This window comes from bacterium (assembly GCA_035529855.1).
Lineage (GTDB): Bacteria > RBG-13-66-14 > B26-G2 > WVWN01 > WVWN01 > WVWN01.
Map to the genome: position 1 here is coordinate 23,610 of DATKVX010000046.1, position 11,093 is coordinate 34,702.

Here is an 11,093-nt window from a genome sequence, read left to right on the forward strand (position 1 = left end):
CGGCGGCTTATTTTTGCGTTTACGGTTTTTCGGGGACGAACGCGAAGTTCTGGTCGTCCCAAACGTACTCATCGACGAATATCGTTTCGCTTTCCGCGGTCTTAATCGTCCCGCCGGCCGTCATGATAAGCCGGGGCGTGGCCTCGAGCGAAAGCGTCGCTTCGTACTCGTACGCGGGTTCGGCGTCCCGCGTCTCTTCGGTTTTGACGCGGCCTACCTCGCGCATGACCGAGCCGTCGTAGCGGTAGAGGAGCTCGTGCGCGACGCGGCCGCCCTCGGCGTCCAACGTTTCGCGGCAGGACAGCAGCGCCGGGCCGGCGTCGAAGACGTCCCAAACCTCGAGCAGCCACAGCGAAGGCCGTCCTTGCGTCAGGAATTCACCCACGAATTCGTCGCCCGTCCGGAGGAAGTAATATAGCTCGTCCGGTTCTCCGTCCTTTTGCACGAGAACCGCGGCGTCGGCGGACCCCTCGCCGTCGAGGTCGCCGGTTTCCAACGTCAGGTAATCGTAGCCGCCGCGCTCGTCGAGGTAGTCGAGGAAGTGGCGGCGTTTGCTCCCTTCCCGGACCGCGGCGTAGCCTATCACCGCGTCGGCGGCGTCGTCGCTCCACCAATCGGCGAGGTCCGCGCATTCCACGTAGTACCCTACCGCCGCGCCGTGGTCGCCGGCCGCGGCGGCGCAATCGCCCAACCTCAAATAATCGTAGCCTTCGAATACGCCGTGGGGAAATTCGGCCAGCGAGTTTTCGTACAATCGCGCCGCGGTCTTGAATTCGCCGACGTGGTAAAAGCAATCCGCTAAATGGGTCAGCGTCTGCGCGCGTTCTTCGGCGTCGGGAGCGCGTTTTAGGTAGCTTTTTAGGTCCTTCTTAAACCGGTTCAGCTCTTGCTTGCTCAGGCCGACGCTCTCCTCGTAGTTCACGTCGTACAGCGCTTCGCGCACCGCGTACGCGTACGCCTGCGGCCAACGGGGATGGTGGGGCGGTTATTTTTTAAAAAGGCCGTCAGCTCGTCGAACGTGCCGATTTCGATTGCCGCTTCCGCCGCGGCCGCGGACTCGGGGTACCGGTCGATTAACTCCCGGCGCTCGTCGCTGCCGCCGCGGTAGAAAAGCCGTATCGCCTCTGCGGGGTCGTTTTTTAGTCGCCTTAGGAACTCCCGGCGTCGTTCTGCCGCCGCTTCGAGCGAGGGGTCGAGCGCCGCGGCCTGTGTAAGGTATTCCAAGGCCGCCGCGACGTTACCCTCCTCGAGCAGCGCCGCGCCGGCGAGTACGAGCTTAGAGGCGGGGGAATCGTCCCGTTCCAGGAATTCGCGGAATTTATCGACGTCCGAGGCGGCGAAGTTGCCGGAGCCGTCCGCGGCGTATAATGCGGCCTCGACGTACGTGAACGGGCCTTCTTCGGCCGGGCGTTCGCGCGTGAAAGTCCAAAGCTCGAGCGCGCCGTCGCCGTCTACGTCGTCGAAGGTAAATTCGGTCGTCCGCTCGACGTAGGCGCCGTACTCCCAGGCCGAGGAGTCGTCGCCGCCGTACCAGCGCGAGTAATAATCCTCGCGCGAGCCTGTTTCGCCCTCGAAAGCCTTGAGGAGCTTTTCGCCGTCCACCCGGTACAATATGAAGTAGTCGTATTCGGTTCCCATGCCCGAGCCGTACGACGCCTCGGTGCAGGTGAAGGCGTAGTACGTCCGCGGCCCCGGTTGGACCTTGGCGACGGTCCCCTCGTCGCCGCCGAAGTCGGGCACGTAGTTAACGGGCCCGTCGAAGTCGGCTACGCGCCAGGCGTCGCCGTCCCGGACGAAAAGCGCCAGGTACACCTCCGTATAGTAGCCGTACGCCACCCGGGCCGCGGCGAGCCCCTGGTCCGGCGTTTCGCCCTCGACGAACGCGCCGGTCGTTACCCCTTCCGGTTCGCCGTACCCTTCGCCGATTTGCTCGAGCAATATCTTCTCCGCCGTCGCCGCGTCCGGGAACGCGGCTCGAGCCGAAGCCGCCGCGACGAGCGCGACGAACGTAACCCAACCTAACTTCTTCCAGGTAGCGTACACGTTAATCCTCGGGTATGCCGCCGGCGTCCATATCGGGAGGCGGCTTTTCCTCGACGCCGGGTTCCTTTTCTTCTTGTTCCAGTTTACCGAGGAAAGGCCGCCAAGTATACGGGTCGACGCCCAGGTACCGCAGCGCGTCGGCGAGGGAGGTGGTGACTTTGGCGCGCGCGGTGGCGGTAGCGCGGTAGGCGACGTAACCTTCGTCTTCGTACTGTTCGACCGTTATCTCCTCTTTTTCGGAAGCCTCCATTATCCGGCCGGCGTATATCGTGAGCTCGGGGATACCGACCGGTTTTTTAAGGCAGAATTTGAAACCTTCCAGGTTGTAGGTGGTTTGGATTTCGCGGGCGACGGCGCCGGGGAGCATCTTACGCGCGCGGTCCCGGACGCTGCCGCGGACGTCGTCGAAGGCCCGCGCCTTCGTCGACTTGGGCATGCTCACGTCGCGGAAGAAGGCCTGGTACGTCCGTTTTTCGTCTAAAGCCGCTTTAACCGCGGCCTTCGCGTCGGCCCCGGCGGCCTTGTCGTATTCGCGGATGAGGAAGACGAGGTTGACGGACCACCGTAAGTCGTATTTCGTGACCTGCGGTTCCGCGGCGCCGGTGTTGGCGGTGGGGGAGTCGTAGCGGGAAATGGTCCTGGCGCCCGGGACGGCGCCCGGGCCGTACGCCGTCCCCAACGCGGCCGTCGCCTCCCGCGAGATAACCGCCAGCCGCGCCGGGTCATCTTCCGTGGGCGGCGCGCCGGTAGCGTCGACCCGCTTCTTTTCTTCGCGGTAAAGGTCCCGGAAGGCCAGGTAAGCCTCCTTGTGCCCAACGGCGAAGTATTTAGTATGGCCTGCCAGGGCGCGGGCCTCGAGCGCCATCCCGGCGGGGGCGGCGCCCGCCAGTAGCGTCGCGACGTCGTTGGCGCGGCCGTACTCCCGTTGTTTGAGGAGATACCTCGCCCGGGCCGCGAGCCACTCGGCGTCCCCCGGTACGAAGGCACCGCCTTCCAGGCGGAGTTGGCGTCCCTCGACCGTCAGCGCGTGGGCCGCGGCCGCCAGGGAGGCGAGGACGATAACCCCGGCGACGGTGCTCGCTCGTATCACGACGAGACGATATTAGCACATGCCTTACGAGTCGTCAATAAATGGCGTTGCGCTTGACAGCCTACCAGCGCGCTGTTATTATGCGGCGCGATGGGGGACAGGAAGCAGCGGTATAAGGTCGTCGTCTTCGTGCCGTGGGAAGCGCTCGACGCCGTGCGCGCGGCGACGGCTCGAGCCGGCGCCGGCGTCATCGGCGCGTACGACTGGTGCTCGTTCGCGACCAAGGGCCGGGGGACCTTCCGCGGCGGCGAGGGCGCGTCACCCACGGTGGGCCGCGCAGGCCGGCTTGAGGAAGTGCCCGAGTGGCGGCTGGAGATGGTCGCTCAAGGCGACGTCATCGAGGCCGTCGTCGCGGCGATGAAGGCGGCCCACCCCTACGAAGAAGTGGCGTACGACGTATACCGCCTCGAGGATTTCTAACGGGGGAAGATGCACAAAGTAGAATTCGAGCCGGCGTTTTTTTACAGGTTTCTTAACTGCGGCCCCGCGGTCCTGGCCGTGGCGCAGCACGGCGGCCCGCCCAACATCATTACGCTGGCCTGGGTAGCGCCGGTGAGCCACGACCCGCCGCTGGTGATGTTATCGGTGTCGCCGCGGCGCTACAGTCACAACTTGATAAGGGACGGCCGCGAGGTAACCGTCAACGTCCCGCCGTGGTCGCTCTTGGAGGAGGTCGCGTTCTGCGGCCGCGTCTCGGGCCGCGACGTGGACAAGTTCGCGGAGACGGCGTTGACGCCCGTGCCGTCCGAGCGGGTAAAGCCGCCGGGCATAGAACAATGCCTGGCGACGTTGGAATGCGTGTGGGAAAAGAGTGTCGGAGCCGGCGACCACACGGCGTTCATAATGCGCGTCGTTCACGTCGTCGCGGACGAGGAGGCGGCGATGAACCGCTTCGGCCCGGGGCCCGGCGAGCCGACGACGATACATCACCTCACGGGCAATTTCTACGCGCCCCTCGGCGGGCCGGCAAGCGAGGCAGGTAAGCCCGAATGACGAGTGCTCGAGCCCGGGAAGCCATCATAACGCTCACCAGCGACTTCGGCGTCTCGGACGGGTACGTGGCCAGTATGAGGGGCGTACTGCTGAACCTTTGCCCGAGCGCCCGGTTGGTCGACATCAGCCACGACGTTCCGCGGCACGAGATCTTGCCGACGGCGCTGATAATCGAGGCCACGGCGCCGTATTTCCCCCGGGGGACCATTCACCTCGTCGTTGTCGACCCGGGCGTGGGCTCGAGGCGGCGGGCGCTCGCGCTGGCCGCGGCGGGGCACTACTTCGTCGGCCCCGACAACGGCGTCTTCACGCCCTTCTTGCAGGACGAAGTGCCGGCCGGCGCGGTCGCGATCGAGGAGGAACGCTTCCGCCTTAGGCCGTTCTCGAGCACCTTCCACGGCCGCGACCTCTTCGCGCCCGCGGCGGCGCATATCGCGCGCGGCTCCGACTACCGCTCGCTGGGGCCGCCGCTCGAGGACCCGGTCAAGTTCCCTTGGCCTCGCGCCTCGCTGGACGGCGACGAGCTCGCCGGCGTTGTCCTGCACGTCGACCACTTCGGCAACTGCATAACGTCCATAAAAGAAGAGGACCTCCCGACGTGGGAGGCCTACTACGTGCGGTGTTGTAACGTGGATTTCGGGCCGCTGAAGCGGCACTACGCCGAGGTCGTCTCCGGCGCGCCGCTGGCGCTCATCAACTCCATGGGGAGGCTCGAGCTCGCCATCGCCCAGGGCAACGCCGCCGTCGCGCTGGGCATAAAGGCCGGCGACGACGTACGGGTGGCGGCGACGAAGTGGACCGACTAGCGTTCACTTCCGGCCCGATAATTTGGCCCACAACGATTTCTTCTTTTCTTGTTTAGGGGGGAGGTCGACGTCGTCGGCGTAAAGGCGGCGGTAGAGTTTGACGTGGCCCTGGCCCGCGCGCGCGGCCTCGACTTTCAGCTTGCCGTCCGGCCCGGGCGTCGCGGCCGCGGCCATAACCCAGACGTGGTACGACTTGCCCGGCTCGACCTCGACGTTGTCGGCCAGCATGTCGTGATAGATTACGCGTTCGGCCCCGTCGGCGGCGACTTCGGCGACGAGGTGGCTCTTGTACGTGCGGCTGAAGTATTGGTGGCGGTCGAACCATAGGAGGGTGCGGCCGTCGGCCTCGGGTTGCCACCCCTCGGCGCGGACGACGACGTCGGGTTCGCGCGTCGTAAGGTGGCCTACGCATTCGAAGTGGGGGTCTGTTTTGAAGTCGTACAATTTCTTACCTCCGCGCAAACGGCTGGAATAGGCATTTATGAGGCTGGCGTTCGTACAATTCTCGCCTTCTTTCGGCGACGTTTCCGGAAATATTACCCAGGCGTTCACGCTGGCGGACGGCGTCGAGGCGGAGGTGTACGTATTCCCGGAGCTCTTCGCGAGCGGCTACCAGTTTAAGAACCGCGACGAGCTGAAGGAGTTGGCCGAGCCGGCCACCGGCGGCCCTACGGTGAAGCGGCTGGCGGAATGGTGCCGGCGCCGCGGCGCTTTCGCCTGCGCCGGTATCCCGGAGGCCGACGGCGACGCCCTCTATAATAGCGCGGTTCTCATAGGCCCCGACGGCCTACGCGGCGTCTACCGGAAGGTCCACCTTTTCTGGCGCGAGAAGGACGTCTTCGACGCCGGCCGCGAGGACGCGTTCGAGGTTTACGACGTCGGCTTCGCCCGGGTGGGCATGATGGTCTGCTTCGATTGGATATTCCCCGAGGTCGTCCGCATCCTGGCACTGCGCGGCGCGCAGGTAATCCTGCATCCCGCCAATCTGGTTTTACCGAACTGCCCGGCGGCGATGGTCACGCGCTGCCTCGAGAACCGCGTCTTCGCCGTTACCGCGAACCGCGTGGGAGAAGAGAGCCGCTGGGACGAGCCGATGACGTTCATAGGCCAGAGTCAGATCGTGAACCCGCGCGGCGAGGTTTTGCTGCGCCTCGACGACGAAGAGGCCGCGGTCTCCATCGACGTCAACCAGGCCGAAGCCGACGATAAATTCGTAACCCCCCAAAACGACGTTATGGCCGACCGCCGCGTCGAGCTTTACAGCGAGCTGCTCAGGCCGAAATAGCCGCCGCCCGGCTCCCACCCGGCCCGCGTCGCGGGCCTTATTTTTTACCCCGGCCGGCCATCGCGACGAGCTCGTCGCACGTGAGGACGTACGCGAAACCGTACGCCAGGTTCAGGAGCGAGCTCCGGTGAAAATCGAGGCTCGGCGCCGCGGTGCCGTCGGCGGCGAAGAAGACGCGGAAGTCGCGCATGAACGCGTCGCGCGCGGTGCTCTCGCAGCACAGGTTGGTCATGACGCCCGTTATCGCCAGGTCCTTTACGCCCGCCTCCCGCAGCCTTTGCTCGAGGTCCGTCGCGACGAACGCGTTGTACCTGATTTTGGGAATAACGACGTCGCCCGGCCGGGGCGCGAGGCCTTCGAATATCGCCGCCTCCCACGTCCCCTCCTTGGGGGACGAGTCCTCCCACCACAAGGCCATCAAGCCGGCATTACCGCCCGCCGGGTCTTCCGCGTGGCGGGTGTAGAAGACGGGGCGGCCCGCGGCGCGGAAGGCGTGCGCCACCGTGGCTACGGCGTCCACGATCGCCGCGCCGGCCGGCAGGTATATCGGGCCGTCCGGGTGAAGGAAGGCGTTCTGCATGTCGACGACGAGGAGGGCCGCGGCCGGCACGTCCAGCTTCATCTGGTGGACGTTGTACGGCGCGAGCTCCTTCAGGAGTCGCGGCGCCTCGGCGACGGGGTCGTACGCCAACTTTTCTACCATTAATCCGCGCCCTCCGGGTCGGGTATAAGCTCGCCGGCCTCGAGGTGGCCGCCGGCCGTATCTTTGGCCTCCGGCGGCGCCGCCGCCAACGCGGCCTCGTAGCCGCGCTCCACCTCCTGCAGCGCTTTGCCCTCTTCCTCGGACGGGCGGTACGTAAACGTCGTCTCCATCCACTGCATCGGGTCCACCACCCACTTGAAGACCCTCATCTCCCAGTGGACGTGGGAGCCGGTGGCGAGGCCGCTCGAGCCCATGTAGCCGATTACCTGCCCCTTGTCGACCGGTTGGCCCGGCTCGACGGCGACGCTCGAGAGGTGGTTGTAGATGGAGAAGACGCCGCGGCCGTGGTCCAGTATGACCGCATTACCGCGCACGATGAGCTCTTCGGCCAGCATGACCTCGCCGCGGTTGGAAGCCCGGATGAGGGTCCCTTCCTTGTTGGCGATGTCGACGCCGAGGTGGCGCTCCTCGCCGCCGGTACTGAAGGTGCGGTACGTGCCGAAGGGCGACGTTGTGCGGCCTTCCGCCGGCGGCGCGAAGGTGCCGGCCCATAGCTGCTCGTCGCGGCGGCGCGTGATGATGCCCTGGACCTTGCGGTACTCGAGCATCTTCTTCTCCTCGAGCGCGGGGTCGAAGATCTTCTTCTTGTCCGGCGCGGCGATTACGACCTTTTCCTTGATGTAGCCGCCGTCGGCTACCTTTACCGTGCCCTTAAGCTCGACCGCCTCGTCGTAGGCGTCGTAACCGGCGACGACTACCGGGTAATCCCCGGGCGGGCAGGACGCGCGAACGCCGACGATGCTCGTAAAGCCGTCGGCCGTTTTGTAGAACGGGAATTTTTGGTCCCAGAGCTTACCTTCTAAATCGTAGAGTTTTTTATTCGCGTTGAGTTTCACGATGAGGACTCGGCCCTGGTCGACGCGGTTCGGTTCGAACGCGAGCTCGACGACGGTGGCGTGGTTTTCGACGTAAAACGTTACCCGGGTGCCGGCGCGGTTGCCGCGCGCGTCCGCGGCGGCGACGGCCAGCTCGTGCCGGCCGTCCGCCAGCAACCCGGTGTCGAGTTTGAAGCGGAACTTGACGGTTCGCCTGTTGCCCAACTCGAGCGCGGGGGTGCAATCGGCGCCGTCGAGGACCAGCGAGAACTCGCTCAATTTCGACTCGTCCGCGACGCTGCCGGTGACTTCGACGACGCCCTGGTACTTCGCGCCCTCGGCGGGGGCGTCGAGCGCGACGCGGGGGGCCGTCTCGTCTTTGCCGAAGATGCCGCCCCAGGCCGCGAGGCCGAAGAAAGCCGCGGCCGCGGCCGCAAGAGCTACGACGACTACCACCGCGAGCCGGCCGCCGCCGAAGCGGCGCCGCGGTATTACGATCTCGTCGCGGGGCGTGGGTATGGGGACTTTATGCGGCGTCATATTCGGCTCCCGGACCAACGCGGACTCAGGCGAAGGCCGGTGTTCCGTCCGGGGACGTTAACGTAAGGCCGCGGCCTTATCCGGTTGGCCGTTCAGCTCGTACGCCGCGGCCAGGTTCGCGCGGGCGATGTCCTTGGCGGCGGCCGGGTCCATAGGCCCTTTGGGCTGGAGCGTTAGCGCTTTCTCTAGGACCTCGACGGCGCGGCGGGGTCGCCGGGCGCGGATGCAGGCGAGGCCGAGATTATTGTGGACCCAGAAGTCGTCCGGCACAAGGACGACGGCGCGCTCGTACGCCGTCGCGGCCTCGGCGTGGCGGCCCAGCTCCTGGAGCGCAAGGCCGAAGTCGAACCAGTACGGGCCGGTTTGCGGCGAGCGCTCCGTCGCCGCTTTATAGTAGAACAACGCCTCGCCGTAATCTTTGGCCGCGGCCAGCTCTTTCCCCCGTTCGAAGTAGTTGCTCGCCTTCCACCCGGGGACGTCGGCCACGGCGGTGACGTTGATGGTCGTGAGAGGCGCGTCCGCGGCGGCTTCGGCCGTGCCCGCCGGCGCCGGCGATTCCTCGGCGCCCACGTCCAGGTACGAGCCGAAGGCCCAACCGCGTTTCTTGTCGACCGTTTCGACGTCGTACCAGTACGCGGCCTTGCCGTCGATGGTCTCGGCGGCGTCGCTCTTGCCGTGGACGATGACTTTCTCCCCCTGGCTCAAGCGGCCTACGACGGCGCCTTTCAGGCCGGGTTTATCGCGCAAGTTCAACGGCCCGGCGGTCACGCGAGCCGTCTCGGGCGTGGGTGCGGCCTTTTCGCCCGCCTTTTCCGCCGAAGGCGCCGGCGGGACCGCTTCGCCCGCTTTCCCCTTTTTGCCGCAACCGGCGACGGCCGCGACTACCAGCAGTGCGCACAGTATAACGATATGCTTTTTCATGAAATTACCCCGCGCGTTTGGGTTACGTCCTCCGCAACGTTCTATCATAAATCTACGTACCTGCTCGTTCGCACGTAATCCTCTTTCAGCAGCGGCGACGATATCAAGAAGTCGGCGGTGGAGCGGTTGCAGGCGGTCGGTACGTTGTAGAGCACCGAGACGCGCAGGAGCGCCTTTACGTCTACGTCGTGGGGGTGGGGCGTCATCGGGTCCCAGAAGAAGACGAGGACGTCGAGCTCGTTCTCGGCGATGGCGGCGCCGAGCTGCATGTCGCCGCCCAGCGGGCCGGAGCGGAAGCGGTGGACGTCGAGGCCCGTCTCTTCGGCGATGACGTTGCCGGTGGTCCCGGTGGCGTAGAGCTCGTGCTCGCGAAGCGTCCCGACGTTGAACTTAACCCACTCCAAGAGGTCCTGCTTGCGGCCGTCGTGCGCGACGAGCGCGATTTTCTTTTTCAATTCGGCCTCCGTATAAAAATTAGTTGCCCATCGGGTCCCGGAGCGTGCCGCGGGCGCGTACGTTGCGCCACGCGCCCTGTAACGCGAGCGCCGCGTTCAACAGGCGGTATTTTACGGGTTTAAACGGTAAATCGTACGGCGGCGCGAACTCCACCGTTTCGCCGCCGAAGCCTTTCTTGAAGGTGTAGACGCCGTGCAGCGGGTTACCCGGCGAGGGGGCGCGGGGGATACCCCAGAAGTCGAAGATTTCGAAGCCGGCGCCTTTGGCCCAGCGGACCGCCTCCCACACGACCTTGTTCGCGGCCTTGAGCTCGCGGCGCGTCGCCGCCGACGCGGCGTGGGCGTAGTATGCGTACTTGCCGAAGCCGAGGACGAACGCCGCGGCCAGCGGTTCGCCTTGATGTTCGGCGACCAATACGGCGCTCGTCGGACCGAATAGCTCGAGTACCTTCCGGTAATAGGCCGGGTTGTGGACGAGGAAGTGCTTGCGTTCGATCGTGGCCTCGAGGAGGCCGTAGAAGACGAGAAGGTCCTCTGTTTTATTGCCGGCCCGCACGACGACGCCCTTGCGGCCGGCGAGTTTAACGTTGTACCGCGTTCGCCGGTCCATACCGGCCAGGAGGTCGTCCTCGTCGCGGGATAAATCCAGGTAGAGCGTGTGCCGCGGTTGGACGCCGCGGCTGCGCCGCACGTATCCCAACGCCTCGAGCGCGCTCAGGTCGGCGTCGGGCCGGGCCATCGGTTCTATCTTGAGGACGACGGCGCCCCGTTTTTGGGCCGGCTCGAGCAGCGCCGCCGTCAGCTCGCGCAGCAAGTCGGCGTCGCCGTAGTCGACGAGGAATCCGCGCGGCGCGTACCACAGCTCGCCGCCCACGACGGGGACGGGCCGGCTCAATATTTGCGCCCCGGCCCGCGGCCGGCCGTCCTCCGATAAAATATAGCGACGCGGCCGCCAACCGAACGCGCCCTTCAGCTCGCCCCAGCCGAAGCTGTGGGTTATCGAATACTCCGCCCGGGCGAGGACGAACTCATCCCACCGCGAGGCGTCGTCTATTTCCTCCAGGCGCCGCGCCACGCGGGCGATTATAGCAAACCGCAGGCCGTTTTTAAACGGCAAACGGTTGCGTATCGATGGCCTTTGTTTCCTTGACACCGGCGTAATTCCGTGGTAGCTTCCTTTGGTATAGATGCGCTCAAAAGGGGGAAGCGCCGTGGGTAGATTAATAATTTTGGCAATAATGGTCGCCGCGCTCGGCTCAGCCGAGGCGGCGACGTACTACGTCGACAGCGACGACGGCCACGACGACGCGACGCGCAACGGCGGCCTCCTCGAGCCTTGGCGCACGATTACCTACGCCCTCTCGCGCGTAAGCGGCGAGAAC

The 11,093-nt window shown here is 65.6% G+C and carries 13 protein-coding genes; 4 read left to right on the plus strand and 9 right to left on the minus strand.

Annotation, left to right across the window (positions count from 1 at the left end; translation table 11 throughout):
- Positions 1–19: 19 nt before the first annotated feature.
- Genes VMX79_05380 through VMX79_05390 form a run of 3 tightly spaced genes read right to left on the minus strand, consistent with a single transcriptional unit; the run spans position 20 to position 3,133 of the window.
- On the minus strand, positions 20–943 hold the full coding sequence (locus tag VMX79_05380; GenBank protein ID HUV86526.1) for a hypothetical protein: 924 nt from the start codon (positions 941–943) through the stop codon (positions 20–22).
- On the minus strand, positions 919–2,043 hold the full coding sequence (locus VMX79_05385) for a hypothetical protein (protein ID HUV86527.1): 1,125 nt from the start codon (positions 2,041–2,043) through the stop codon (positions 919–921). Before VMX79_05385 ends, VMX79_05380 begins: the two co-directional genes overlap by 25 nt.
- Position 2,044: 1 nt before the next feature.
- Positions 2,045–3,133, minus strand: coding sequence for a hypothetical protein (locus tag VMX79_05390; protein ID HUV86528.1), 1,089 nt, complete (start codon positions 3,131–3,133; stop codon positions 2,045–2,047).
- A gap of 90 nt (positions 3,134–3,223) precedes the next feature.
- Here VMX79_05390 and VMX79_05395 point away from each other — a divergent pair, with 90 nt between their 5' ends.
- From VMX79_05395 to VMX79_05405, 3 genes are read left to right on the plus strand one after another with little or no spacing between them, the layout of a single operon-like run.
- Positions 3,224–3,553 (plus strand): NGG1p interacting factor NIF3, encoded by a 330-nt coding sequence (locus VMX79_05395; protein HUV86529.1) that lies wholly within the window; start codon positions 3,224–3,226, stop codon positions 3,551–3,553.
- Between the two features lie 9 nt (positions 3,554–3,562).
- Entirely contained in the window at positions 3,563–4,126 is a 564-nt protein-coding gene (locus VMX79_05400) for a flavin reductase family protein (protein ID HUV86530.1), read from the plus strand.
- Positions 4,123–4,932 (plus strand): SAM-dependent chlorinase/fluorinase, encoded by an 810-nt coding sequence (locus VMX79_05405; GenBank protein HUV86531.1) that lies wholly within the window; start codon positions 4,123–4,125, stop codon positions 4,930–4,932. Before VMX79_05400 ends, VMX79_05405 begins: the two co-directional genes overlap by 4 nt.
- A 3-nt stretch (positions 4,933–4,935) precedes the next feature.
- On the opposite strand, the gene VMX79_05410 is transcribed toward VMX79_05405, so the two are convergent.
- On the minus strand, positions 4,936–5,376 hold the full coding sequence (locus VMX79_05410; protein HUV86532.1) for a hypothetical protein: 441 nt from the start codon (positions 5,374–5,376) through the stop codon (positions 4,936–4,938).
- A gap of 37 nt (positions 5,377–5,413) precedes the next feature.
- Here VMX79_05410 and VMX79_05415 point away from each other — a divergent pair, with 37 nt between their 5' ends.
- Entirely contained in the window at positions 5,414–6,217 is an 804-nt protein-coding gene (locus VMX79_05415; GenBank protein ID HUV86533.1) for a nitrilase-related carbon-nitrogen hydrolase, read from the plus strand.
- Between the two features lie 37 nt (positions 6,218–6,254).
- On the opposite strand, the gene VMX79_05420 is transcribed toward VMX79_05415, so the two are convergent.
- From VMX79_05420 to VMX79_05440, 5 genes are read right to left on the minus strand one after another with little or no spacing between them, the layout of a single operon-like run.
- Complete coding sequence (locus VMX79_05420) at positions 6,255–6,920, minus strand: isochorismatase family protein (protein ID HUV86534.1); 666 nt, start codon at positions 6,918–6,920, stop codon at positions 6,255–6,257.
- Positions 6,920–8,335 carry a M23 family metallopeptidase gene (locus VMX79_05425; protein ID HUV86535.1) on the minus strand — a complete coding sequence of 472 codons (1,416 nt, stop codon included), beginning with the start codon at positions 8,333–8,335 and terminating at the stop codon, positions 6,920–6,922. The genes VMX79_05420 and VMX79_05425 overlap by 1 nt, the downstream gene beginning before the upstream one ends.
- A gap of 57 nt (positions 8,336–8,392) precedes the next feature.
- Positions 8,393–9,256: a tetratricopeptide repeat protein gene (locus tag VMX79_05430; GenBank protein ID HUV86536.1), complete on the minus strand. Its 864-nt coding sequence runs from the start codon at positions 9,254–9,256 to the stop codon at positions 8,393–8,395.
- A gap of 44 nt (positions 9,257–9,300) precedes the next feature.
- Positions 9,301–9,711 carry a methylglyoxal synthase gene (locus tag VMX79_05435; GenBank protein HUV86537.1) on the minus strand — a complete coding sequence of 137 codons (411 nt, stop codon included), beginning with the start codon at positions 9,709–9,711 and terminating at the stop codon, positions 9,301–9,303.
- 19 nt (positions 9,712–9,730) lie between these two features.
- Positions 9,731–10,828, minus strand: coding sequence for a peptidoglycan bridge formation glycyltransferase FemA/FemB family protein (locus tag VMX79_05440; protein HUV86538.1), 1,098 nt, complete (start codon positions 10,826–10,828; stop codon positions 9,731–9,733).
- Between the last annotated feature and the right edge of the window lie 265 nt (positions 10,829–11,093).